Raw genomic sequence first — 26422 nt, 5'->3', positions numbered from 1 at the left:
AAATCAAAATACCGCTTATATATTTCGTATTTTTGCCGCTTCAAATATTCAACTTTCTATTTCTTTTTTTATGAATTACGTTACGGCAGAAAATCTCACGAAATCTTACGGTGTAAAAACACTTTTTAAAAATATTACTTTCAACGTCAATGAAGGTGATAAAATTGCCATTGTTGCCAAAAACGGTACCGGAAAATCTACTTTATTGAAGATTTTGATGGGAAAAGAAATTGCAGATAGTGGAAATGTGATCATTAATAAAGATATTCAGGTTGTGTTATTTGACCAGGAAATTGACTTTGAAGGCGAACTTTCCATCGATGAATTTATGATGACTTTAAGTTCTGCGCCGATTATGGCTTTAAAAAATTACCATTCTGCTTTGCATTCCGAAAATCCGGATGACATGGAAAATGCTTTGGCGGAAATGGAAATTCACAAAGCCTGGGATCTTGAAAATGAAATGGCTAATATTCTTTCGCAGTTAAAAATTACAGATCTTGACGCAAAAATGCGCACTTTATCTGGTGGACAAATTAAACGTGTGGCTCTTGCAAAATTGTTGGTAGAAACCAGAGCAGAGCACAAACACACACTTTTGATAATGGATGAGCCGACCAATCACCTTGATGTTGATATGGTGGAATGGCTGGAAAATTATTTAGGCAAAGCGCGTGTGACATTGCTTTTGGTAACCCACGACAGGTATTTTCTGGATGCAGTTTGTAATATTATCTGGGAAATGGAAGATCATAAAATGTATTTTCACAATGGTGCGTACGACACATACTTGGAAAATAAAATGATCCGTGAAGATAATTTAAATTCGACAATTGATAAGGCAAATAATCTTTACCGAAAGGAATTGGAATGGATGCGCCGCCAACCAAAAGCGCGAACGACAAAATCAAAAAGCCGACAGGACGATTTTTATGAAACTGAAAAAGTGGCCAAAATGGACACTCGAAAACAAAGTCTGGAACTTGAATTCGAAATGAAACGTTTGGGTTCAAAAATTTTAGAACTACATAAAATATCAAAATCTTATGGTGATAAATTATTGCTAAAAGATTTTTCTTACCAATTTCAGCGAGGGGAAAAAGTAGGAATTATTGGTAAAAATGGCGCGGGAAAATCAACTTTATTAAATATTATTCAAGGTTTAGAAAAGTATGATTCTGGCGAAATTGAGACAGGAGAAACGATAAAATTTGGGTATTTCTCACAGAAAGGTTTGAAATATAAAGAAGATCAACGTGTGATTGATTTTATAAAAGATATTTCAGAAAATTTCCCGATCGCAAATGGACGAACGATTTCTGCATCACAGTTTTTACGTTTATTTTTATTTGAAGACCAAACACAATATTCGCCGATCTCAAAACTTTCAGGCGGTGAAAAAAGACGTTTGCATCTGATGTATGTATTGTATCAAAATCCAAATTTCTTGATTTTTGATGAACCAACGAATGATTTAGATTTGCCAACATTAACAGTTTTAGAAAACTTTTTACAGCAATTTCAAGGGACATTAATTATTGTTTCTCACGACAGATATTTCATGGACAGAATTGTTGAGCATTGTTTGGCTTTCGAAGGTGAAGGAAAAATTAAAGATTTTGTCGGTACTTTTTCGGAATACCGTGAATTTGATAAGAAGCAGGTTTCAGAAGGAAAAGAGGTGAAAATTGAAAAAGTAATTGAGCCTGAAAAAAAAGAAGAACCAAAACCAATTGAGAAAAAAGTCGAAGTTGCTTCGAGAAAATTATCTTTTAAGGAAAAGTCTGAATTAGATAAATTAACAAATGAAATCCCGGAATTTGAAACAAAACGCGAGGAACTTTCGAAATTATTAAACAACGAAACTGATTATGACGTTATTTCAAAATTGTCTGATGAGTTGCAAAAATTGTCTGATGATTTGGATGAAATGGAATTGCGCTGGCTGGAATTGCAGGAATAATTGCAAAATTTTTTAAAATAAATTAATCTTCTGGAATTTTTCAGAGGATTTTTTTTTTGCGGTAAATTCATTTCAAATCTTTAAATTTTGTTCTAATATAATTTAAATCAGAAAAAGTGATTAAAATCATAACTTATTAATTAATTGTAAATCAATTGATTAAAAATTATTTCTTTTATTGTTTTTAATTGTTCTAAATAAACTTTGTTCAAATCAATTTAAAATTTATTTTTGCAGTGTTATTTAAAACTATTCTAAATAAAACCATGAAAAAAACAATTATATGCCTTGGAATGCTCAGTTTAAGTGGATTCGCAGGCGCGCAGATGAGATTTGAATTAGTGAGCGATACGTTAAAAATTCAGGAAATTGAAGATGTGCAACTTCATAAATCCGGAAATCCTAACAAAGCGAAAGTTCAAAGCGGAAAATCTCAACTTACAGCAATGGAAACGCCGCAAGCAATTTCCATCGTCACACACGAAATTATTGAGCAGCAACAATCAAAACAGTTAAGTGAGGTTTTACAAAATGTGAACGGTCTTTACGTTACTTCTTCTCGTGGAAGTTCGCAGGACAGTTTTGGTGGAAGAGGATTTAATTTTGGAAATGATAATATTTTTAAAAATGGCGCGCGTGTAAACAGCGGTGTTTTTCCAGAAGTTTCAGGTTTAGAACGCGTGGAAGTTTTAAAGGGAAGCAATGCTATGCTTTATGGAAATACTGCTGCAGGCGGAATCGTGAATTTAATTACAAAAAAACCACGTTTTGAGCAGGGTGGAAGTGTCTCTTTAAATGCAGGAAGCTGGAATAATTATAAACCAACGGTAGATCTTTACGGACCACTTTCAAAAAATATTGCATTTCGTGTGAATGGCGCATATGAATATGCGGAAAGTTTTCGGGATGTCGTGACCAACAAAAAATATTATTTTAATCCTTCTTTTGTCCTTAATTTGGGAGAAAAAACGCAGATCATCGTGGAAGGTGATTATTTAAAAAATGATTTCACACCTGATTTTGGTATTGGTAGTATTACCAATAAAGACGGTAGTTACAGGATCAATGATCTTTTAAAAAGAAGCGATTTTGTGGGCGCAAACTGGCAATATCAAAATGTGCAACAAGCAACGTCTGACATAATCGTTAATCATAAATTTAATGATAAATGGTCTTTAAATTCTGTTGTTTCCTACCAGAATTACACGAAAGATTATTTTTCTACAGAACGCACGCAATGGGCTTTTGACAATAATAACCGTCTAAACTGGAACCGACCTTTAAACAGAACTTATAATGAACAAAATTACGGTTCTGCACAAGTCAACATTAATGGGGAATTTAACACAGGGAAAATTAACCACAAAATATTGATTGGCAGTGATGCAGATTACAGTCAGTCAGATTCTTACACTTATTTTAATCCTGATAGTAATAAAACATTTGGAACCAGTTATTTTTACGGCACAAACGGCAGCGCAAACGGAACCGTTTATTTGGATGATCCTTCTTCATGGGCTTCGGGAGCGATTCCAAATTCTCAAAAATTAGAAAAAAATAGAATCAGCACAAGAAGATTTGGCGCATTTGTGCAGGATTACATCAGTTTAACTAAAGAATTTAAGGTAATTGCAGGACTTCGCTGGTCTTACATTGAAAATTTAGCAACCTTAAATACAAAGTTTAGAACAAATATAAAAACACAACTTAATAATACAGGAACTTCCGATCAGGCTTTTTCGCCAAAATTAGGTTTGGTTTATATGCCGAATGAGAATCTGTCAGCTTTTGCGACTTACACCAATTCGTTTGCAAGCAACGCCGGTTATACTTCTGATGGCATTAGTAATTTAAACACAACAGGAACGGCAGCCCAGATTTTAGATCGCGTGAATAATTTGTCTAAAAGTGGAATTAATCCTACAACTGTTGATCAATATGAAGTTGGTGGAAAGAAAAATTTCTGGAATAATGCAGTTGCTCTAAATGTAACTTTATACCAAATTTTATATAATAATTTTTATCAGAATTATTTTTACGTTGATGCAGCAGGTTCCATTCAAACGCCGGATTCTAATTTAAAAGAGTTTGCCGGAAAATTGAGAAGTCGTGGTTTTGAAGTTGATATTACGGGAAATCCTAATAAGAATATTTCTATAATTGGTGGTTTTTCTTATAACAATTCTGTTTACGTCGACACGCCGGAGAAAGGTTATGTTGAAAATCAAAGATTAGTAAGAACACCTGCTACCACAGCAAATGCGTCAGTTTTTTATAAATTTACAGATTATGGATTAAGTGGTTTAAATGTTGGAATCGGCGCTTATTTTATCGGTGACAGAATTGCCGGCTGGAATGACTCTAAATCTACAAATATCAGTAGAAAAGGAGTTACCAGAAGTTTTGATGTAAATGATTACACGACGATAAGTTTATCTGCAGGTTACGATTGGAAGAAATTTTCGATTCAGGGAAAAGTGGGAAATTTATTTGATGTTGTCAATTATAATGTTCATGAAAATTATTCCGTCAACCCAATCACACCAAGAAACTTTTATTTTACTTTAACTTACAAACTTTAATATTTTTCATTTATATTAGATTTTTTCAGGCGGCAATTTCGGTTGCTGCCATTTCATATTTTAAAACAAAAAATTATGGCAGAAATTAAAAACACAAAAAGTTTTATGCGCGTGACGCATCGTTATTTAGGATTTTTTATGGCAGGGATCATGGCGATGTATTCCATCAGCGGAATTTTATTAATTTACAGAGATTCCGATTTTTTAAAGAAGGAAAGCATTATCGAGAAAAATATAGGCAAAAATTTGTCAGATAAAGATTTAGGAAAAGAGCTGAAAATCAAGAATATGGAAGTTTTAAAAACAGAAGGAAACATTCTGTCTTTTAAAGAAGGCGTTTATAATAGTGAAAGTGGAGATGTAAAATATACCAAAAAAGAATTGCCTTTAATTTTAAAAAAGATGACAAATCTGCATAAAGCGCAGTCCAAAGACCGACTGTCATTACTGAACGTTTTCTTTGGAATTTCTTTATTTTTCTTTGTACTGTCCAGTTTTTGGATGTTTAATGTAAAATCTAAAGCATTCAGACGGGGAATGTTATACACCGCAGCGGGATTAATTTTAAGTGTAATTTTAATTTATCTTTCTTAAATTTTTTTATTTTAACTAAATGATAATTGTCATATAGGTGGTAAAATGGCACAAAAATTGAGTTTTGAAGAATATTAAATTTAACATTATTAAAATATTAACATTATGAAAAAATTAGTATTGGGCATTACTTTTGCAGCTGCTGGATTAGTTTCTACTGCAAATGCTCAAATTCAAAAAGGAAATACATTGGTGGGTGCATCATTATTAACAAGTAACTTTGGTTTGAATACAGATGCTGGTTATGACATTTCTTTACAACCAAGAGCTGCCTATTTTATTGAGGATAATATTGCTTTAGGTGGATATGTTACACTTGGTACAAGCAAAATCACAAAAGATAGCGGAACAAAATTTACTTACGCAGTTGGTGGTTTAGGTAGATATTATGTTTCTCCAGGTGAGCAGGGCATTGACAATTTACTGAAACACGGGCGTTTCTTCATGGAAGGAAATGTGGGTGTTGGTGGACAAAATACCAAAGGTGGTACAAACACAACTGGATTAGATTTCGGTTTCGGACCAGGTTATTCTTATTTTATTACACCAAATATCGGTATTGAAGGTTTATTAAAATACAACGGAATCACAGGTTTTGGAAATGAAGGTTTAACGTCTAATCTTTCAATTAATGTCGGATTCAGTATTTATTTGCCGTCAAAAGTGCCTGCAAATGTAAAATCTGAAATGTAATATTAAGTATCTTAAGTTTTAAAAGGGTTGAAAGCGAAGAAGTTTTCAACCCTTTTTTATTTACTTAAATTTGCACAATTAATTATTTCAAAATGAATTATATCGATACCGTTTATTCCGTTCTGCAAAGATGGACCTCAGAATTTGCCGCTTTTACGCCGCGCCTTGTGGTTGGTCTTGTTGTATTTCTGATCATTTTTGCTTTAAATACTTATTTGAGTAAAGTTTTCTTAAAAATACTTCATAAATTCTATCCAAAAAGTAAAAAAGTAGAAACGGTCACAACTTTACTTGGTGTTTTTAAATTTTTGATCCTTTTGATCGGTGTTTTCATTTCTCTGGAAATAATGGGATTGGGCGGGTTTGTTTTTAAATTTTTAGGAAGTTTGGGAGTTGCCGGTGTAATTGCCGGTGTAGCGTTGAAAGATCTGGTTTCAAGTATATTTTCCGGAATGTTGGTTGGAGTTGATAAAGCCTTTAAAGTTGGAGATTATGTGACTATCGATGGTGTTTCCGGCACTGTTTTGGAAATTGGTTTTTTAACGACGAAAGTTTCTGCAGATGATGGGCGGAAAATTTTTATTCCAAATCAGCTGATATTTTCTGCGCCATTTGTCAATACAACGGCCTCCGACGGACGAAAAATTTACATCAGTTTAGAAATTCCAAACACCGAAAATCTTACGAAAGTAAAAGAGGCCTTAGCTGATGAGGTTTCAAAATTAGAAGGTTCTCAAAAACCTGAAGAAACCCAGATCATTGTAGTAAAACAAAGTTTGGGAGTTTATTATATTGACGTTCGTTTTTGGATGGAAACCGGCGGAAGTTTCCTTAAAGTAAGAAGTGAAGCGTACGTGCAATTGAAGTCGAGGTTGGATAAAGAGGGAATCTCAATGGTAAATCCGCTTCAGAATATGACTGCTGCTACTTAATATTTTATGGTTTTACTTCTACACCTTTCCAAAAAGCAACATAATTTTTAATATTTTTTGCTTTATCGGAAGGTTCTGCATAAAACCAGGCGGCATTTTCATTGGTTTTTCCATCAACTTCTAAAGTGTAATAACTTGCCCAACCTTTCCACGGGCAGTTTGTTTTGTAAGTTGATGATTTATAGAATTCTTTTTTGATAGAATTTTCGGGGAAATAATGATTGTTTTCTACAACAATTGTGTCATTACTTTCGGCGATTGTTTCGCCGTTCCAAATTGCTTTCATAATATTTTTTTTTTTTTAAAATTATTTATCATTATAATGACCAAGCGCCTGAATAACGATAATTAAAGTCTCTTCTTCAAAAATTTCGTAAACTATTCGGTCTTTTTTATTAAGCTGTCTACTCCAAACTTCGCCGTCATAGTATTTCAAATGTTCAGGTGATCCTAAGCCTTCACGCGGCAAATTTTTCAACTCTATAAAGATTTTTTCAATTTTTAAAATATCCAGTTTTCTACCGGATTTCTTAATTTTTTGTAAATCTTTAAGTGCGATTTTTGATAGGCGAATTATATACTCTCCCACAAATTCTCCGCATCAATGGTTATTAATTCACCATTTTCTTTTTCCTTTCTTGCTTTCTGAATTTTTTTTGTGAGTTCTGGATCCGGATCTTTTAGATTTTCACTTTTAAACTGAATTTTCATTTCTTGCAACAAAGATTTTAAAAGAGAAAGTTGTTTTTCATTTTTAGGAATGACTATTAAGTTTTCCATTTTCTTTTTTATCAAAGTTAGATAATTATTTATGATTTGCAACTTCAAAATATCATTCTATTGCAAAAGGGATAGAAGCGGCATCCTTTTTTTGCTGTGGGAAATTTTCTATTTAAAAAATAAGCGTCGGCAAAAAAAGATATAGCGGATAGCCCGACCCAAGCGGCTGGAAAAGCATTGGCGAGGGATTTGCCCAAAAAATTAAAATAAAAAAACCTCTGAAAATGAATTCAGAGGTTTTCGTTTTATTTAAAAATTCCTTACAAAGTTGAAGAATATTCTAAAAGATCTGTCAGTTTATTTGAAAAACCTGCTTCGTTATCATACCATGAAACTACTTTTACGAAGTTTGGTGATAACATAATTCCCGCTCCTTTGTCGAAAATAGAAGTTCTTTTGTCACCGATGAAATCCTGAGAAACCACCTGATCTTCTGTGTAACCAAGAATTCCTTTTAAATCACCTTCTGAAGCGGTTTTCATGGCTTGTGCAATTTCATCGTAAGAAGTTGCTTTTACTAATTTCACGGTCAAATCTACCACAGAAACGTCTGCTGTAGGAACTCTGAAAGACATTCCTGTTAGTTTTCCGTTCAATTCAGGAATTACAACACCAACTGCTTTTGCAGCACCTGTTGAAGATGGAATAATATTTAAAAGTGCTGAACGACCACCTCTCCAGTCTTTGTGGGAAGGTCCGTCAACTGTTCTTTGAGTTGCAGTTGTTGCGTGAACGGTTGTCATCAAACCTTCTTCAATACCGAAATTATCGTGAAGAACTTTAGCAATTGGTGCTAAACAGTTTGTGGTACAAGATGCGTTTGAAAAAATATTAACGTCTGCAGTTAAATTTTTGTGATTTACGCCCATTACGAACATCGGCGTGTCATCCTTTGAAGGTGCTGAAAGAACTACTTTTTTCGCGCCAGCGTTGATGTGACCTTGTGCGGAATCTTTTGTTAAAAATAAACCTGTAGATTCTACGATATATTCTGCGCCAACTTCATTCCATTTTAAATTGTTTGGATCTCTTTCTGAAGTTACTCTGATGCGGTTTCCATTTACAATTAAATCATTTCCTTCAACGCGAACTTCGCCTGGAAATCTACCGTGAACAGAATCATATTTTAACATATAAGCCATATATTCTGCATCAATTAAATCATTGATACCAACGATTTCGATATTTTCTCTCTCAGCCATTGCAGAAAAGACAAGTCCGCCAATTCTACCAAAACCGTTAATTCCTACTTTAATTTTAGACATAATTTATTATTTATAATTATAATTTAGTTAATTTAAATTGCTAATATTTCTGAGATTTTTAAAAGATCTTCATCAATAGTGTTGTGCTTTTTGATCGCCTCTCTGAAAGGTGTGAAAACTAATTTATTCGCCTGCAAACCTGCCATCACATTGGTTTTTCCATCCATTAGACCAATCACAGCGCCATATCCCAGTCTGCTTGCTAAAACACGATCTGCACAAGATGGTGAACCGCCCCGCTGAATGTGACCCAATATTGCCACCCGAATATCATAATGAGGAAATTTTGCTTTTGTCGCTTCCGCTAAACTGTAGATACTTCCCAGTTTTTCATCTTCTGCAACGACAATAATACTGGATGATTTTCCAGATTTTTGTGCTTTGTTAAAAGTTTCAAAAAGATCTTCGATGCTGTCACGCGTTTCTGGAATAATGATATCCAATGCGCCAACAGCGATTCCGCTGTTTAAAGCAATAAATCCGGCATCACGACCCATCACTTCCACGAAAAATACACGATTATGCGATGTCGCCGTATCTCGAATTTTATCGATAGCGTCCATCGCTGTATTTAAGGCGGTGTCGTAACCAACCGTATTATCAGAACCAAAAATATCGTTATCAATAGTTCCCGGAATACCGATTGTTTTTATGCCAAATTCTTCGTTAAAAATTGTAGCGCCGGTAAAAGTACCATCACCACCGATGCAGACCAAAGCATCAATTCCTTCTTTCAGACAGTTATCGTAGGCCTTTTGTCGACCTTCTTTTGTTCTGAATTCCTGAGAACGTGCGGACTTCAAAATAGTGCCGCCGCGGTTAATAATATTTTTTACGGATCGTGCACCCATTTTTATGAACTCACCTTTTATTAAACCGTTGTAACCTTCCCAAACTCCATAGCAGTCAATATCAAAATGATTTGCTGTTCTCACCACTGCCCGAATCGCTGCATTCATCCCGGGAGAATCTCCACCGGAAGTAAAAACTGCAATCTTTTTCACCGCGCTCTCTGCCATATAATATTTTTTCAGTGCAAATTTACAAAATTCACTTTTAATTAATAATGAATAAAAATTAATGTTTCGATTTATTTAATAACTTTGCAAAGTGATACGCAATAAAAATTTCAAAAAATATCTCTCGGTGCTTTTTACGGGCATCTATCTTTTTGCTTTTTTGTTTGCTTCAAATATTCACAATCACAATGGCGGGTACTTTTACAAAGATTATAATTTTAAAGGTTCATCGTCAAAATTCAGTAAGCAAAATACGGTAAATAACAACGATGATTGTTTGTCCTGTCATTTTGCATCAACATCTTCTCTATTGCCAACTTCGGCAAATTTTTCTATTACAAAGTCGTTTTTTAAAAGTTCTGTTCCTGTGCTATCTTGTGCGGAAAAGACTTTTGCTTCTTATTTCAACTTCTTTCTTCGAGGTCCGCCCAACAATTTTATTTAAAATTTGATCGATTTTATCTAAGTAATAGTTTCCTGAATTTTTCTGGATTCTGTTTCATTTATTATTGATACTGCACAAAATTTATTAGTTATTCCTAATAATATTTATTGTGGAATTTCCAGCAACCTTTTGGCAAATAATTCAATTTTGCCTGAATAATTTTAAATAAAAAAAATGAATTTTAAAAATATACTAAGCCTTATATTAGGTTTATTTCTTAGCGTTTTAGGCTATTCTCAAAATACTTTATCTGGTAAAGTCATTGATATTACAACCAATACGCCGATCGCAAATGCGAAAATTACGATTTCAGATCTGCATAATTCTACTCAAAGTGATGCTTCAGGTAACTTTAAATTTATGGATATCCCGTCCTCAGAATATTTAGTGACCGCTACAGTTCCCGATTATAAGGCCACATCACAAACGGTAAATGTAAAAGGTGAAACTGTGATCGATTTTAATTTAGATAAAAGTTCTACAGAAATCGCCGAAGTGGTTATCACAGGCTCATCAAAAGCTACGCAGATAAAAAAATCACCTTTGCCGATCGTGAGTATAAGTCAGGCTTATCTCAAAACAAATTTATCGACAAATGTGATCGATGCCATTTCAAAAATTCCAGGTGTCACGGCAGTAACAACTGGTCCGAATATTTCAAAACCTTATATCAGAGGTTTGGGTTTTAACAGAATTTTGACTTTATATAACGGTGTTCGGCAGGAAGGACAACAATGGGGTGATGAACATGGGATCGAGGTCGATAATTATGGAGTTGATAGAATTGAAGTGATCAAAGGACCGGCAAGTTTAATGTATGGTTCTGATGCTTTGGCCGGAGTTGTCAATTTGATTCCCACGGAAACTGGACCCGAAGGAAAAATTTCAGGTTCTGCAACAACTGAATATCAAAGCAATAACGGAATGCTTGGCGGTTCTTTATTTTTAACGGGAAATAATAATGGTTTTGAATACGGGGGAAGAATTTCACAACAATTTGCCAAAGATTATAAAAATAAAATTGACGGCAGAGTTTACAATACAGGTTTTAGACAAACTGGAGCCGATGCTTTTTTTGGAATTCATAAAAAATGGGGTTTTAGCCATTTGAATGTATCGCTTTTTGATGATACCCAAGAAATTCCGGACGGAAGTAGAGATTCACTTTCCAGAAAATTCACCAATCAAATTACTGAAGATGATTTATTTCGACCAATCGTGAGCGATCAGGATCTAAATTCTTATAAAATTGCTGTAATTCATCAAAGGGTTCAGCACTATAGAGCTTTTTTACGCAACAGTTTCTATTTGGGTGACAGCCGACTTGATGCTAATTTTGCCTTTCAAAGCAGTCAGAGAAGAGAATTTAGTCATCCGGAAAATCCTTATCAAGATGTGCCGGGTTTAGATCTTAAACTAAAAACCTTTAATTATGATCTAAAATATTATTTACCGGAATTTGATAAATGGGCGATTGTAGTCGGCGTAAATGGTATGAGTCAAAATAATAACGTTCTTGGAGGTACCGAATTTGTGATCCCATCTTACAATCAATTTGACCTGGGTGCTTTCGCAACGGTGAAAAAAGACTGGAACAAATTTACTTTAGCGGGAGGAATAAGATATGATCTTCGTCATTTTAAAAATGATGCATTATACACAAAACCCAATTCTGAAAGTGGTTTTGATGAGCCGGTTTATGGAAATGACAGAGTAGGAGCAGATCAACCTTTTAATGATTATTCTACAAATTATGATGGCGTTACGGGAAGTTTGGGCGCCACTTATGCCTTTAATAAACAATGGGCGATAAAAGCAAATTTAGCACGCGGCTACAGAGCACCAAATGTTTCGGAGATTTCGGCGGATGGTGTTCATCCCGGAACTGGTTTTTTCCAGATAGGAAGTTCAACTTTTAAACCCGAATTCAGTAATCAGGCTGATTTTGGAGGCACTTATTCTTCGCAATTTGTAAATGCGGGTCTTAGTTTATTTGCAAATCATATCAACAATTACATTTATAATACCCGTTTGCAGGATGCGGATGGCAATGATGTTTTAAGCGAAAGTGGCGGTCAGCAATATCCAACTTATCAATTTAAACAAGGCAAAGTTTTGCTTTACGGTTTAGAAGGAAATATTGATTTTCATATTGTTAAAAATTTACATTTTGAAAATTCTGCTTCTTTAATTTATGGAAATAATGAAAGTTTTACTGGTGCGGAAAGAAATAACGACAATAAATACGTTCCTCAGATGCCACCGTTTAGATTGCTTTCAGAATTGCGTTATGATTTGGGTGAAAATTCAAAAATGTTTTCAAAAGCTTTTGTTAAAGCACAGTTACAATACACTGCAACGCAAAACAGAGTTTACAGTTACGATGATACAGAAACGGCAACTCAGGGTTACACATTATTTAATTTAGGTCTCGGAACTTCTCTTTTAAACAAAAACGGAAATAATATTGTCGATGTTTATGTTTTGGCTAATAATATTTTCGATGTCGCTTATCAGGATCATTTAAGTCGTTTAAAATATTTTGAAGACTATTCTGCTTCACCGAACGGTCGTTTAGGGATTTTTAATATGGGCAGAAATATTAGTTTAAAATTAATTAAAACTTTCTAATTTCTTACCTTAAGTCAAGGGAATGAAGTTTGAAATGATGCTAAATTTGCATCATAATTAACCACAAAAAAATAAATATTATGGCTACAACATGGAAATTAGATCCCGCGCACAGTGAAATTACTTTTAAAGTAAAACACATGATGATCTCAAATGTAAAAGGTAATTTTCAAACTTTTGATGCAGAAGTTCAGTCAGAAGATGATTCTTTTAAAAATGCTAAAACTACTGCGACGATCCAAACGGATTCAGTTTACACAAATAATTCTGATAGAGATCAACATTTAAAAGGGGCGGATTTTTTTGATGCTGAAGCAAACCCAACGATCACTTTCAGCACAGATTCTCTTAACGATGAAATCACAGGACATCTTACTTTAAATGGCGTAACAAAACCAATACAGTTGGATGTAGATTTTGGTGGTATCAACGTAGATCCTTACGGGCAGACGAAAGCTGGTTTTTCTTTTGACGGAAAAATTAACAGAAAAGACTTCGGTTTAGTTTGGAATGCAGCGTTGGAAACCGGTGGCGTAATGGTAAGCGATGAGGTAAAAATCTCTGGTGATTTGCAGTTTATCAAACAAGCGTAAAACACAATTCTTTATATAATTAAATTCCATGATTTTTTATTAAATCATGGAATTTTTTTAATTTTTACCTACTTTTACTTTAATGAATTATTTAGCACATTCTTTTCTGGCCTTTTCTGAACAGCAAATTGTTGGTCAGTTTTTGGAAGATTATGTCAAAAATAACCAGCGTGGTAATCTGCCGGAAGAAATACAGCAAGGCATCATTTTGCATCGCGCCATCGACACATTTACCGATTCTCATCCGATAATTTCTGAAGCAAAAGTCATTTATCAACCGTTAGTTCGGCTTTATTCGGGCGCTTTTGTTGATGTTAGTTTAGATTATTTTTTAGCGAACAGTTTGTCTGAAAGTGATTTAAAATTTCACACCGATCACGTTTATTTGGCTTTGCGAAAATACCAGCATTTTTTTCCGATCAGTTTTGATAACCGTTTGAATGGCATGGAAAAAGACAATTGGCTTTATAATTACAAATTTGACTGGGGCATAAAATACAGTTTTCAAAACGTTTTAAACAAAGCAAAATATTTAGAAAAAGACATTCCAATAATTGATGTTTTTCTTAAAAATAAAGATTTTTTACAAGAAAAATTCGACTTATTTTTCCCGGAATTAGAAGCGCATATTTTAGAAATTAATTCTAAATTTTAATGTGAAATTTGCTCGTAAGTTATACGTATATTTACCGTAAATAAATAGATATGCTACAAACTAAAAATAGAAAAGAAATTTCTTTAGATAACCAAACTTTGGCAATTTTGCAATTGCAGGCAGATAAGGAAGGTAGAAAACTTAAAAATTACATGGAATCTATTCTCAATGAAAAGGCAAATAATTTTGAACTGACTGATGAATATAAATCTTTGATTGATGATATGTTGGAAAAACATCAAAACAAAAAAATTAAATATTCTTCCTGGGATGATTTTAAAGTTGAAATTTCTGAATGAATTATCAACTAAATATTTCAGACGAGGCAAAATTAGATATTAAAGATGCTAAAAAATATTATGCAGATATTGACAAAATTCTCGCAAAAAAATGCATCACAGATATTTTAAACACAATTGACAGACTTGCGCAAAATCCGCTACATCATCAAGTTCGTTATAGGAATGTGAGGATTGCTTTTGCAGCTACATTTCCTTACGGAATACATTATATTATTGAAAAAGAAAACATTTTTGTTTTAAGAGTTTTTCACACTAAAAGATTTTTTAAATAATTTACTTTTCAAATTCCTCCAAAACCACGTTCCACAAAGGTTTATTGTAACTTCTGAAAAAATTAATATGTCCGATTTCCATTTTTGGTGAATCTGATATTTTTAAAGTTTTATACGTTGGTTTTAAATTAGGAAAAGTTTCTACCAATAAATTTTCTACACCTTTTTTAGTAAGCCATTCATCGTCTTCTGCGCGAAAAACCAATACTTTCTGGCTTAAATCTTTAGAATAATTTTGCACAACTTTTTCTAAAAGAGCGTTTGTTGATTTTTTATTTAAAATTAATTTTCGCCAGTCAAAAGCCACATTTTTTGGTAAACTTTCGCCCAAACCAAATCTGTGCGCCGGAAAATAACCGAATAGTTTTGTTGTTAATGGTTGAACAATTCCAAATCCTAAATAGCCTAAAATTTTTATTTTTGATTTTAAATGTCCGACAAATGCTTTTTGTGTGCTGATAAAAACAAAACTTTTGAATAGTTTCGAATCTTCATTCATTCCTAAAATTAATGCGCCAACAGAATGTCCGATCAAATATTTTTCAAAATCTGGATAATTAATTTTTATAAAATCGGTCAAAGTTTTGTAATCTGAAACGCCCCAACTTCGCATGCTACTTTCAGATTTTTTTAAATCTTTCGGTTTAGAAAGTCCAATTCCGGAATAATCGTAATTTAAAACCGTGAAACCATTTTCTGCAAAATATTGTGAAATTTTAAAGTAAACCTGCTGTTTTACGCCGGTTGCAGAATTAATTAAAGTTAGTTTCCCATTTGAATTTTCAGGCTCGAAAAGCGTCGCGAAAATGGGTTGGTCTAAATTATTATTTAATTTTAGTTCTTTCATTAAATATTTACAAGAAATTAAAGATAAACTTTTTATAAATAGTTTTCAGATTATTTGCAATTCGATACATCGTTTCAAAAAAAGAAATTCCCGTCTTTTTAGCCCGGATAGAAATGGAAATCCTGTCATTGCGAGGCACGAAGCAATCTGCTCACCGGATTGCTTCGTGCCTCGCAATGACAGATTGTAATGGATAGCCGGACAAATTTTCGGAAAATGCAGGATTTTCTTGCTTCAAAATAAAAAAGAGAACTTCAAAATTGAAATTCTCTTTGATTAAAATAAGCTTAAAATTTTAAACCAATTCGTTTTTTAAATAAGGCAAACCGCTTTGTGAACCGCGGTTTTCTGCGACTTTTAACGATATATCATTACCAAATTTCACGCAGTTTTTTATTTCATTTTTATGGCAATAAGCGATCGCAAAACCGGACGTAAAGGCATCACCCATTCCCATTTTGTGGGCAGTTTGCGCGGGATCATTTCTATAATAACTCATTTCTGTGCCGTTAAAATAGATGGTAGAATTAGTATCATCTCTAACAAATAACTTATTTGGAAGCCTTTTCATGATTTGTTCGCGACTTTCAGGACCGAAAATTTCAGCAAGATCAGCCGTTTTCGCAAGTATAAATTCTGACTGATCAATGATTTTTTGTGAAAGTTTTTTCGCGGGTGAAGCGTAAAGTGCAATTTTCACATTGTGTTTTTCACATTTTTTGTAAAGATATTCTACAGCTTCCAGAGGAATTTCAAGTTGAGTAAGAACAAGGTCAGCTTGAGAAATCGCTTTATCAGCTGCCTCAATGTCCATTGGTGAAAGCAAATTGTTAGCCGCAGGAACAACGACAATAGCATTTTTGCCTTCTGCTGCCGTTACAAAAGCAGTGCCTGTAGAACTTTGAGATTTTTCTGCTACAAAGCCAATATTAATATTTTCGTCACGAAGATTTCTTAAAATTTGCTGTCCGTGCGGATCTGCACCAACCGCGCCCACAAAATAAACGCTTGCGCCTAATCTTGACGTGGCAACAGCCTGATTTGCGCCTTTTCCGCCAAAAAAACTTTGCGACTGATCTGCCAAAACAGTTTCATTTGCCTGAGGCATTTTTGAAGTATTTAAGACTAAATCAATAGAACAGCTGCCTACGACAACTATTTTTGGCGAGAAGTTTTCATTGAAATTGATGCTGCGAAAATCCATTTTGTTACTAATTAATCTTTATTTGCAATCTAAAATTACGCCATTTCTATAAATTCCGAGATAATTTTCACTGGCTTATCTTCTGCATCGAAAGCAATATAACTGGCATAAAATCCTTCGCCGTAACCAGTTTCAAAGGCAATTAAATTTTCTTCTTTTTCTGAATCAGGTTTTAAGGTTGCAAATTGATTAACCAACCCATCAGTATCGTAAAAAAAAGGATGGAAAAATTCTTCGTAGATGCCCATAAAGTCTTCACCTTTTCTTACGTAAAGTTTTACTTCAAGCTGATTTAAAGCAGTTTGCGTTTCTAAATCCATAAAACATCCCATTCCACTTTCTACAGGATATCCGAAAATTTCACCTTCTTTAAGCGATGATATTTTTTGATCTTCACAAACTGCAAGTTCCCATTTTTTAATACTATTTTTAGAAAAAGTCACTTCTACGTAAGCAATGCAGTTGCTTTCTTTTTCTTTGTGAATTAAAACAGGAAAATCACCAACTGGAAATTGTGTTAAAAAAGGCACTTTATCGTTTGTGATCACAGGATCGCAGGCGATTATTTGTCCAGAAGAAATGTGTAAATCTTCAGCTTCAAAAGTATCGATTAAGATATTATCTGCTAGATTTTGACTGAATAATTTGGTTAAATTTTCGATGTGTTTCATGATAAACTTGTCAGTTTTTCTTCCAGTAATTTGATTTTATCTTCCGCATCTTTCTTCTTGTTTTGCTCGTTTTCTAAAACTTGTTTTGGCGCGCCGGCAACAAATTTTTCATTAGATAATTTCTTTTCTACGGAAATTAAAAAGCCTTTTAAATATTTTAATTCTTCTTCAGTTTTTGTTTTTTCTTCCGCTAAATCTAAGTTTTCACTTAATGGAATTGAGATTTCTGTGCCGCCAACTAAAAATGTGAACGAAGGTTTTTCTGTTTTTTGGTTAAAATTAACCTGCTCGAAATTTCCTAATTTCTTGATGATTTCTTCATTTTTAAATGAATCTGAGTTTGTGAAAATCTCAATAGTTTCTCTCGGAGAAATACCTTTGGATTGTCGGTAATTTCTAATCCCGGAAATTATTTCCTTTGTAAAATCAAAACTTTTAACCAAATCTTCATTGAAATTTTCTGCTTTCGGGTGCTGAGAAATAACCAATGCTTCTTTTGTGTTTCTTTCGCCCATTTGTTGCCACAATTCTTCGGATAAAAACGGCATAAAAGGATGCACCAATTTCATTAATTCCTCAAAGAAATAAATGGTTTTGGTATAAACTTCCGCTGAAATTGGATCGCCATAATTTGGTTTAATAATTTCTAAATACCAAGAGCAGAAATCGTCCCAAATTAATTTATAAATCAAATGTAAAGCATCAGAAATCCTGAATTTTTCAAACTGATCCGCGACTTCAATAATTGTTTTATTAATTTGATTTTCAAACCATTCAATGGCTTGTTGATCAGCATTATTTGCTTCAATATCGCCAGATTTTTCCCAGTTTTGAACCAAACGGAAAGCGTTCCATATTTTTGTGGCAAAATTTCTGCCTTGAAGCATTAATTCTTCATCAAAAAGCAAATCATTTCCAGCCGGCGCGCTTAATAAAATCCCAACTCTAACGCCATCTGCGCCGTATTTTTCAATTAATTCAATAGGGTCTGGCGAATTTCCAAGTTGTTTAGACATCTTTCTGCGCTGTTTATCTCGCACAATTCCGGTGAAATAAACATTTTTAAAAGGAATTTCATTTCGAAATTCTAAACCTGCCATTACCATTCTTGCGACCCAAAAGAAAATAATATCCGGACCAGTTACTAAATCTGCAGTCGGATAATAATAATTTATTTCCTCATTATCGGGATTGTTTATACCATCAAAAACGGACATTGGCCATAACCACGAAGAAAACCATGTGTCGAGAGCGTCTTCTTCTTGCTTCAAGTTGTCGGTCGTCAGTTGTTGGTTGTCAGTCTTTTCTTTTGCTAAAATTAAGGCATCTTCAATATTTTCTGCTACAACAAAATCGTTCTGACCATCGCCATAGAAAAACGCCGGAATTCTTTGTCCCCACCACAATTGGCGGGAAATATTCCAATCGCGGATGTTTTCCATCCAATGTTTATAGGTGTTTTTAAATTTTTCCGGGAAGAATTTGATGTCTTCGTTCATTACGACATCCAGCGCAGGTTTTGCAAGATCTTCCATTTTTAAAAACCATTGAACAGAAAGTTTCGGCTCAATAATTTCACCTGTTCTTTCTGAAGTTCCTACTTTATTGACGTAATCTTCGGCTTTTAAAAGCAAACCTTTTTCTTCAAGTTCTTTGGCGATTTGTTTTCTTACGACAAATCGATCTTGTCCATTATAATGAAGTCCGTGTTCATTTAAATTTCCATCATCATCTAAAGCATCAATAATTTGAAGATTGTGTTTTTTTCCAATCTCGTAATCATTAATATCGTGCGCTGGCGTAATTTTTAAAGCACCAGTTCCAAATTCAATATCCACATATTCATCCTCAATAATTGGAACAACTCTGTTCACAATTGGAACAATGACATTTTTACCTTTTAAATGAACATATTTTGCATCATTTGGATTGATACAAACCGCTACATCGCCGAAAATCGTTTCAGGTCGGGTAGTAGCAACGGTCATAAATTCTTCCGAACCTTCTATTTTATATTTTAAAAAATAAAGTTTTCCGTTTAATTCTTTGTGAATGACTTCTTCATCAGAAATATTGGTTTTGGCTTTTGGATCCCAGTTTACCATTCTGAAACCGCGGTAAATTAAACCTTTATTAAATAAATCAACAAAAGATTTTATAACTTGTTTAGACAAATTATCTTCTAAAGTAAATTTTGTGCGTTCCCAATCACAAGAGCAACCGAGTTTTTTTAATTGCTTTAAAATAGTTCCGCCATATTGATCGGTCCATTTCCAGGCGTGTTTTAAAAATTCTTCACGCGTTAAAGTTTCTTTTTTTATGCCTTCTGATTCTAATTTGGCAACCACTTTTGCTTCTGTCGCAATCGAGGCGTGATCAGTTCCAGGAACCCAACAAGCATTAAAACCCTGCATTCTCGCACGACGAACCAAAACATCCTGAATAGTATTGTTTAGCATATGTCCCATGTGAAGAATTCCCGTCACATTAGGCGGCGGAATGACAATGGTATAAGCCGGTCTTTCGTCTGGAACAGAGTGAAAATAATTATTTTCAAGCCAGTATTTGTACCATTTATTTTCGGTTTCGGTCGGGTTATATTTTTCTGAAATCTGCATAAAATTTATATCTAAAAACGTAATGTCTGCAAAAATAAGATAATCAAAAATTATATGTTCTATTTATTAAATAATATTTAACTTTGCTTTATATTAATTCAAATTAAAATAATCAAAATGAAAAATATCTTAGCTGGTTTGTTCTTAACTGCATCATTTGCAGTTGCTTCAGCTCAAACTATTTCTTTTAATGAAACGACTCACGATTACGGAACGATTGCAAAAGGTGCAAACGGTCAAACTTTTTTCACGGTAACAAATACTGGTGATAAGCCTTTAATTATTAGCAAAGTTCAGCCTTCTTGTGGTTGTACTACGCCGAAATGGGATTCTAATCCGATTATGCCGGGAAAAACTTCAAAAATTGATGTAGGTTATAATACGCAACTGGTAAATCCTTTTCAGAAAATGATCGAGGTTTATTCCAATGACCCTAAGAATAGTAGATCTGTACTTTATATCAAAGGAACCGTAACTCCTGAGGCAACAATGTCGGCAACTGCAAGTACATCAGTTGAATTAATGCCTGCAAAAAAACAAATGACTGCTTTGAAAGCGCAGACAAAAGTTAAAAACTAAACTTAAAAGTTTAAAAAATAGAAACCGTTCCAGTTATTTGGGACGGTTTTTTTTGGTATATTTATTAAAAATTAAAATTATGAGTTACAGTTTTTCAAAAGATTTTCGTGCAGAGGATAAGTTTAAAATATCAAAATCTGAGACAAAATATAACGGTTCAATTTCAAAGAAAGACGGTAAAAAAATGCTGGAAGACGAACAAAAAATGCTTCGTCTCTTGCAGGAAAAACTCTACGCAGACGGAAGTCAATCGCTTTTAATTGTGATCCAGGCTATGGATGCGGCGGGAAAAGATTCTTTGATAGAACATGTTTTTGGTGGTATTAATCCGCAGGGTTGCGCAGTGACTTCATTTAAAACGCCTTCTTCAAAAGATTACAGTCACGATTTTCTTTGGCGCCATTATCTGGCCTTACCGGAAAAAGGGAAAATTGGGATTTTTAACCGTTCGCATTACGAAAGTGTTTTGATCTGCAAAGTTCATCCTGAATTTAATTTAAGTGAAAAAGTTTGGGATGATGTCTCAGATTTTGATGATGATTTTTGGAAAAACCGCTATGAAAGTATTAGAAATTTTGAAAAGCATTTAGTAGAGAATGGAACAAAAATTATAAAATTATTTCTTAATGTGTCTAAAGAAGAGCAGAAGCAAAGATTTTTAGACCGTATCAATGAAGAAGATAAAAACTGGAAATTTGGTTTCGGTGATATGAAAGAACGTGCGCTTTGGGACGATTATCAAAAGGTTTATGAAGAAGCGATCAATGAAACATCGAAAGATCACGCGCCCTGGTATATTTTGCCGGCAGATAGTAAATGGTTCACAAGATTGGCGGCATTGCAGATCATTATAGAAAATTTAGAAGAAATGGATTTAAAATTTCCTGTTTTATCCAACGAAGATCTTGGTGAATTGGAAGCTGTAAAATTGACTTTGGAAAAAGAATAAAATGAATTTATGGAAAGCGCTCTTATTTACAATTATTTTCATTTCATGTGATGCAGTAATTTATCTAATTTTTGTTTCCCCTTTTGAATTAAATTTGATTGAGGATTTAAAATTCTATTCAGGTTTGCAATTGCTTTCGAAAATCGTTTTCTCAGTCTAAATAACTCACAAGTCATTAATTGGGATTTTGTTTTTTATATATTAATTATTGCTTTTGGACTTAGATGTTTTAACCTATTATTTTTTAATATTTATAATTTTCTATTCCATTATAATGACCTGATCAAGTATAGAGATGTACATAAATTCAAATTTGACATTGATTTTATTTGCTACTGGATAGCAGCTTTGATAGTTGCTCCTATTGGTGAAGAATTATTTTTTAGGGGATTTATTTTTAAGAATCTTCGAAGATCAAACAGATTATTTAAATCAATTATCATTTCCAGCATTTGCTTTTCATTAATACATCTTCCAAATTATGGAAATATTTTACCAACTTTAATTTTAGGAATTTTATGTGCTTACATTTTTTATAAAACTAAAAGTATTATTTATCCAATAATATTGCATTTTTTGTATAATTTATCTTCCTTAGTATTTCAAGTAAAATGGATATTGCCAAAATTTTTAAATGACAATTTATTCGGAATTAAATATTTATTTTTTTATACATTCGGAATTATATTAATGTATATAGGCATTAATTTGTTGAACGGAGAAGTAAAAGAAAAAAACCACGAGAAAAACGATAAGCCGGATTCTGTTTTCAAAATAAATTGAACGCCTGTTATTTATCTACATCCTGCATTGCTGCAGGATTTTAGCTGTTTACCCCTCGATTTTCAGCGCCAGCAACGCCTATTTTAGATAAATCTAAAAGAATCGATGTACTTAACATTGCACCGCAAAGAGTTTACCTGGTTTCACTATAAATTAATATACATACTTTCTGTTGCACTTGTCCTGATCTCGCGACCGACGGCTGTTAACCGCTTTGCTGCTCTGTGGTGTCCGGACTTTCCTCCTTGAATAAATTCAAGACAACAGGCTGTTTTTCTCGTGGACGGCAAAGATAGAGAATTTTTAAATTTTAGATGTTGGATTTTGAATTAAGAATTGAAAATAAAGCGAAAAAAACCGTCCTAACAATTAATGTCAGGACGGTTTTGATTTTATATAAGTTAAATGAATTTAAAATTTATAATCCAAAATTTAAAATTATTTCTTGCCTTGTACTTTTTGTTGTTCTTGCGCTTTTTCCATCATTTCACGCATTTTCTTACTAAATTTCCCTTCTTTTTTCGGCTCTTTTTCTTTGTTTGCCTGAATTTGTGCGTGGATTTTTTTCTCATCCAAAATCCAGTATTTAATGATCAGAATAATGACGATATTCAAAGCATTGGATACAAAATAATACCAGGAAAGGCCTGATGCAGATGTATTTAAAAAGAATAAAAACGTCACCGGGAAAATGTACATCAACACTTTCATATTCGGCATTCCGGGTTGTTGCGGTTGCTGCATATTTCCGGAAGTCATGATCGTGTAAATTAAAATAACAATAGTACACGCAATGGCGAAAATACTTAAATGTTCTCCTAAAAATGGTATGTTCCACGGCAATTTGATAACATCATCGTAAGCCGTTAAATCTTTTGCAAACCAAAAACTTTGTCCCCGAAGATCTAGGTTATTCGGAAAAAATCGAAACAGCGCATAAAATATGGGGATCTGTAGAACCGCGGGGAGACAGCCCGCCATCTGATTGACGCCCGCCTTTTTGTAAACAGCCATTGTCGCCTGCTGTTTTTTCATCGCATCTGCATCTTTAAATTTCGCATTAACTTCGTCTATTTCCGGACGAATCACACGCATCATTGCACTTAGTTTGTGCTGTTTAAACATTACCGGCGATAAAATAATTTTTGTAATGATCGTCATTAAGAAAATCACCCAACCTGCCGCAATTCCCCATGAAGTCAATAAATTATAAATAGGAATAAAAAAATGTCTGTTTAAAGATCCAATGAAAGACCAACCTAAAGGTAAAATTTCATCAAAGTTTTTATTGTAAGATTTTAGTAATTTAAGATCTAAAGGCATAAAATACCAGGTGAAATCCTGGTTTAATTCGTTACCGGCCATTTTAACTTCGCCATCAAATGTGAATTTCTTTAGAATTTCACCGTCTTTTGGCTGATCCTGATTTCCTTTAGAATTTGTAAAACCACCGTTCGCCTCAATTACAGCGCCAAAAAATTGCTGTTTAACGCCAATCCAGTTTAGGGTTTCCTCCGGCTCATCCATCGTAGTTCTTCCATCGTAATCGAAAGATTTATAATCATTAAATCCGTAAGAAAATTCAGTGTGTGTCGCTTCCTGCGCGCGTCCTTTTTCTTTCCCACGAATATCGTAATTCCACAAAAAGTTTGCTTTTCCATCATTTACGATCTGCGCTAAACCTTGTGTTTTTACTTTAAAACCAACCTCATATTTTTCGTTTAAAGTATAAAGAAACTGAATAATAGCACCATTTACATTGGATTGCATCGTTACTGTATTTCCATTTACAGTCGGACTAAAAACCAAATCTTTTGTGTTAAAAACTTTTCCGGTTTTGTCTTTAAACTGAAAACCGTAAGACGCATTATTTTTATTAAATAAATAAAGTGGATCGGTATCTTTATCGGCTTTTTGGTTGTAGGCTTTAAATTTTACTAATTCCACTGATGAAATTTGTCCACCCAAACTTGAAAACTGCACATCCAAAAGGTCATTTTTTAAACTAACAGTTTTAATGGAATTTTGAGTAATTGCAGGATTTAAATTCTGTACTTCCGCAACTGGTTTTGCCGTAACCAGTTCCGTTTGTGCTTTCTGTTGGGGATTTGTAGCTTCTTTTTTCGCCTGTTTACCTTGAAAGTAAAACATAAAACCAAATAATATCAGAGAAAATAAGACAAAACTGATAATTTGATTTTTGTCTAAGCCGTTATTTTGTTGCATTTTGTTTGTTTAAATCAGGAAGTTTATGCAGTTTAAAGCAAGGTTTTTCCCTTAAAATTTGGCTGCAAAATTACTATTTTTATTTTAATATTTTGCAGCTGAAATTCTGAACTTTTTTAAGTTTAAATCTTTGATAAATTTAAAAATTACTTTCCGCTCACCGCCTTTATAAAAGCCAAAAATAAAGGATGCGGATTGGCAACCGTACTTTTATATTCAGGATGATATTGTACGCCGACGTAAAATGGATGGTCTTTTAATTCCAGAGTTTCTACTAATTCTGTATCCGGATTTATTCCGGAAGCGATAAAACCGTTTTTTTCAAATTCAGTTTTGTAATCACCATTAAATTCATAACGGTGCCGGTGACGCTCGGAAATATTTCTTGTCCCATAAATTTCCTGCAATTTTGAACCACTTTTTAAAGTACATTTCCAGGCGCCAAGACGCATTGTGCCGCCTTTCTCTACTACATTTTTCTGTTCCTCCATCAAAGCAATTACGGGTTCTTCAGTTCCCGTGTCAAATTCTACGCTATTCGCTTTAGTTAAATTTAAAACGTTTCTGGCAAATTCTATGGTCATAATCTGCATTCCCAGACAAATTCCAAGCATCGGAATTTTATTTTCACGTGCATACTTTGCAGCCAAAATTTTACCTTCAATTCCTCTGTCACCAAAACCCGGCGCGATCAACATTCCATCGACGCCTTTCAATTGCTCTTCCACATTTTCAGAAGTTAGTTCACCGGAATAAACCCAGCGAACCTTCACTTCAATTTCCTGCGCTGCACCTGCGTGAATAAAAGATTCAGAAATAGATTTATAAGAATCCTGAAGACTCACATATTTTCCAATTAAAGCGATTTCTACACTTTTTTTCGGATGGCGGTATTTTTTTAAAAATTCTTTCCAGTTTTTAAGATCGGCTTCTTTTTCATTTTTCAGATCTAAAACCTTTAAAACAACATCATCAAAATTTTGTTTTTGAAGATAGATTGGCACTTCGTAGATCGTGTCCAGATCCATACATTCGATCACATTATCCAGCGACACATTACAAAACTGAGCCAATTTTGCGCGCTGTTCCTTTGGAATTTTGTGTTCAGTTCTGCAAACCAAAACATCAGCTTGAATCCCACTTTCCATTAATTGACGCACAGAATGTTGCGAAGGTTTTGTCTTTAATTCACCGCTTGCAGCCAAAAAAGGTAACAAAGTTAAATGGATTACCATAGAATTATGCTCGCCCAATTCCCATTTCAACTGGCGCACAGATTCTATATAAGGAAGCGATTCAATATCGCCCACAGTTCCGCCAATTTCAGTAATGATAATATCGTAATTTTTATTTCCTAAAATCTTAATCCGCCGCTTAATTTCATTTGTAATATGCGGAATAACCTGCACAGTTTTTCCTAAAAAATCACCTTTTCGTTCTTTTTCAATCACGGTTTGGTAGATTTTTCCGGTTGTTACATTATTATTTTGTGAAGTCGGGGAATTTAAAAATCTTTCGTAATGTCCAAGATCCAGATCGGTTTCCGCGCCATCTTCCGTCACGTAGCATTCGCCGTGTTCATAGGGATTTAGCGTGCCTGGATCGATGTTGATATACGGGTCAAGTTTTTGAATTGTGACATTAAAACCGCGTTGTTTTAATAGAAGTCCGAGAGAAGCGGAAACGATTCCTTTTCCTAAAGAAGAAGTTACACCGCCGGTTACGAAGATGTATTTCGTTTGTTTTTTGCTCATTAGTTTAGGTTTGCGCAAAGTTAAACTATCTCGTTTGACTGGCAAATCTCAACCGGATTTAATTT

The 26422-nt window shown here is 33.8% G+C and carries 23 protein-coding genes, 1 other RNA gene and 1 pseudogene; 13 read left to right on the top strand and 12 right to left on the bottom strand.

All coding sequences use genetic code 11. The annotated features are described in order from the left end of the window. Positions 1-70 precede the first annotated feature (70 nt). The 5 genes from BM238_RS07295 (at position 71) to BM238_RS07275 (ending at position 6764) form a co-directional block, all read left to right on the top strand. Positions 71-1963: an ABC-F family ATP-binding cassette domain-containing protein gene (locus BM238_RS07295; RefSeq protein ID WP_090079534.1), complete on the top strand. Its 1893-nt coding sequence runs from the start codon at positions 71-73 to the stop codon at positions 1961-1963. A gap of 266 nt (positions 1964-2229) precedes the next feature. Beyond that, on the top strand, positions 2230-4545 hold the full coding sequence (locus BM238_RS07290) for a TonB-dependent siderophore receptor (RefSeq protein WP_090079533.1): 2316 nt from the start codon (positions 2230-2232) through the stop codon (positions 4543-4545). A gap of 75 nt (positions 4546-4620) precedes the next feature. After that, on the top strand, positions 4621-5139 hold the full coding sequence (locus BM238_RS07285) for a hypothetical protein (protein ID WP_090079780.1): 519 nt from the start codon (positions 4621-4623) through the stop codon (positions 5137-5139). A 105-nt stretch (positions 5140-5244) separates the two neighbouring features. After that, entirely contained in the window at positions 5245-5832 is a 588-nt protein-coding gene (locus BM238_RS07280; protein ID WP_090079532.1) for a hypothetical protein, read from the top strand. Between the two features lie 92 nt (positions 5833-5924). Further along, on the top strand, positions 5925-6764 hold the full coding sequence (locus tag BM238_RS07275) for a mechanosensitive ion channel family protein (protein WP_090079531.1): 840 nt from the start codon (positions 5925-5927) through the stop codon (positions 6762-6764). Positions 6765-6768: 4 nt separating this feature from the next. On the opposite strand, the gene BM238_RS07270 is transcribed toward BM238_RS07275, so the two are convergent. The 5 genes from BM238_RS07270 to pfkA form a co-directional block, all read right to left on the bottom strand. Next, the gene (locus BM238_RS07270; RefSeq protein WP_090079530.1) at positions 6769-7050 is read right to left on the bottom strand and encodes a DUF427 domain-containing protein; all 282 of its coding nucleotides are present in this window, start codon (positions 7048-7050) and stop codon (positions 6769-6771) included. Between the two features lie 21 nt (positions 7051-7071). Continuing rightward, positions 7072-7353 (bottom strand): Txe/YoeB family addiction module toxin, encoded by a 282-nt coding sequence (locus tag BM238_RS07265; protein WP_090079529.1) that lies wholly within the window; start codon positions 7351-7353, stop codon positions 7072-7074. Then, the gene (locus BM238_RS07260; RefSeq protein WP_090079779.1) at positions 7338-7544 is read right to left on the bottom strand and encodes a DUF2683 family protein; all 207 of its coding nucleotides are present in this window, start codon (positions 7542-7544) and stop codon (positions 7338-7340) included. Before BM238_RS07260 ends, BM238_RS07265 begins: the two co-directional genes overlap by 16 nt. Before the next feature lie 260 nt (positions 7545-7804). Then, entirely contained in the window at positions 7805-8809 is a 1005-nt protein-coding gene (gene gap / locus BM238_RS07255; protein ID WP_090079528.1) for a type I glyceraldehyde-3-phosphate dehydrogenase, read from the bottom strand. A 32-nt stretch (positions 8810-8841) separates the two neighbouring features. Then, positions 8842-9828, bottom strand: a complete 987-nt coding sequence (gene pfkA, locus BM238_RS07250; protein ID WP_090079527.1) for a 6-phosphofructokinase — start codon at positions 9826-9828, stop codon at positions 8842-8844. 619 nt (positions 9829-10447) lie between these two features. On the opposite strand from pfkA, the gene BM238_RS07240 reads away from it, so the two are divergent. From BM238_RS07240 to BM238_RS07220, 5 genes are all read left to right on the top strand, one after another. Beyond that, positions 10448-12904: a TonB-dependent receptor gene (locus BM238_RS07240; protein WP_090079525.1), complete on the top strand. Its 2457-nt coding sequence runs from the start codon at positions 10448-10450 to the stop codon at positions 12902-12904. Between the two features lie 80 nt (positions 12905-12984). Next, positions 12985-13497, top strand: a complete 513-nt coding sequence (locus tag BM238_RS07235) for a YceI family protein (RefSeq protein ID WP_090079524.1) — start codon at positions 12985-12987, stop codon at positions 13495-13497. 82 nt (positions 13498-13579) lie between these two features. Next, positions 13580-14152, top strand: coding sequence for an acyl carrier protein phosphodiesterase (locus tag BM238_RS07230; RefSeq protein ID WP_090079523.1), 573 nt, complete (start codon positions 13580-13582; stop codon positions 14150-14152). 50 nt (positions 14153-14202) lie between these two features. Then, the gene (locus BM238_RS07225) at positions 14203-14451 is read left to right on the top strand and encodes a hypothetical protein (RefSeq protein WP_090079522.1); all 249 of its coding nucleotides are present in this window, start codon (positions 14203-14205) and stop codon (positions 14449-14451) included. Next, a complete protein-coding gene (locus BM238_RS07220) occupies positions 14448-14726 on the top strand; it encodes a type II toxin-antitoxin system RelE/ParE family toxin (RefSeq protein WP_090079521.1) in 279 nt (92 codons plus the stop codon). Before BM238_RS07225 ends, BM238_RS07220 begins: the two co-directional genes overlap by 4 nt. Position 14727: 1 nt before the next feature. On the opposite strand, the gene BM238_RS07215 is transcribed toward BM238_RS07220, so the two are convergent. The 4 genes from BM238_RS07215 to BM238_RS07200 form a co-directional block, all read right to left on the bottom strand. Further along, positions 14728-15573 (bottom strand): alpha/beta hydrolase family protein, encoded by an 846-nt coding sequence (locus tag BM238_RS07215; RefSeq protein ID WP_090079520.1) that lies wholly within the window; start codon positions 15571-15573, stop codon positions 14728-14730. A 295-nt stretch (positions 15574-15868) separates the two neighbouring features. After that, positions 15869-16777, bottom strand: a complete 909-nt coding sequence (locus BM238_RS07210; protein WP_090079519.1) for a ribokinase — start codon at positions 16775-16777, stop codon at positions 15869-15871. A 35-nt stretch (positions 16778-16812) separates the two neighbouring features. Beyond that, entirely contained in the window at positions 16813-17448 is a 636-nt protein-coding gene (locus BM238_RS07205; protein ID WP_090079518.1) for a DUF4241 domain-containing protein, read from the bottom strand. Further along, on the bottom strand, positions 17445-20066 hold the full coding sequence (locus tag BM238_RS07200) for a valine--tRNA ligase (protein WP_090079517.1): 2622 nt from the start codon (positions 20064-20066) through the stop codon (positions 17445-17447). The genes BM238_RS07205 and BM238_RS07200 overlap by 4 nt, the downstream gene beginning before the upstream one ends. 117 nt (positions 20067-20183) lie before the next feature. Between BM238_RS07200 and BM238_RS07195 the strand changes: the two genes are divergently transcribed. From BM238_RS07195 to BM238_RS14685, 3 genes and pseudogenes are all read left to right on the top strand, one after another. Next, positions 20184-20645, top strand: coding sequence for a DUF1573 domain-containing protein (locus BM238_RS07195; protein ID WP_090079516.1), 462 nt, complete (start codon positions 20184-20186; stop codon positions 20643-20645). A 79-nt stretch (positions 20646-20724) separates the two neighbouring features. After that, positions 20725-21594: a PPK2 family polyphosphate kinase gene (locus BM238_RS07190; RefSeq protein ID WP_090079777.1), complete on the top strand. Its 870-nt coding sequence runs from the start codon at positions 20725-20727 to the stop codon at positions 21592-21594. Between the two features lie 111 nt (positions 21595-21705). Then, positions 21706-22170: pseudogene (locus BM238_RS14685) on the top strand (CPBP family intramembrane glutamic endopeptidase); the annotation flags it as partial. 160 nt (positions 22171-22330) lie between these two features. On the opposite strand, the gene rnpB reads toward BM238_RS14685, so the two are convergent. The 3 genes from rnpB to BM238_RS07170 all read right to left on the bottom strand — a co-directional run bounded on the left by rnpB (position 22331) and on the right by BM238_RS07170 (position 26357). After that, positions 22331-22657, bottom strand: an RNA gene (gene rnpB, locus BM238_RS07180) — RNase P RNA component class A. A gap of 158 nt (positions 22658-22815) precedes the next feature. Continuing rightward, complete coding sequence (gene yidC / locus BM238_RS07175) at positions 22816-24603, bottom strand: membrane protein insertase YidC (RefSeq protein WP_090079515.1); 1788 nt, start codon at positions 24601-24603, stop codon at positions 22816-22818. Positions 24604-24749: 146 nt separating this feature from the next. Next, the gene (locus BM238_RS07170; RefSeq protein ID WP_090079514.1) at positions 24750-26357 is read right to left on the bottom strand and encodes a CTP synthase; all 1608 of its coding nucleotides are present in this window, start codon (positions 26355-26357) and stop codon (positions 24750-24752) included. Between the last annotated feature and the right edge of the window lie 65 nt (positions 26358-26422).

This window comes from Halpernia frigidisoli (assembly GCF_900113805.1).
Classification (GTDB): Bacteria; Bacteroidota; Bacteroidia; order Flavobacteriales; family Weeksellaceae; genus Halpernia; species Halpernia frigidisoli.
This window is presented reverse-complemented; position numbering and strand designations above follow the sequence as displayed.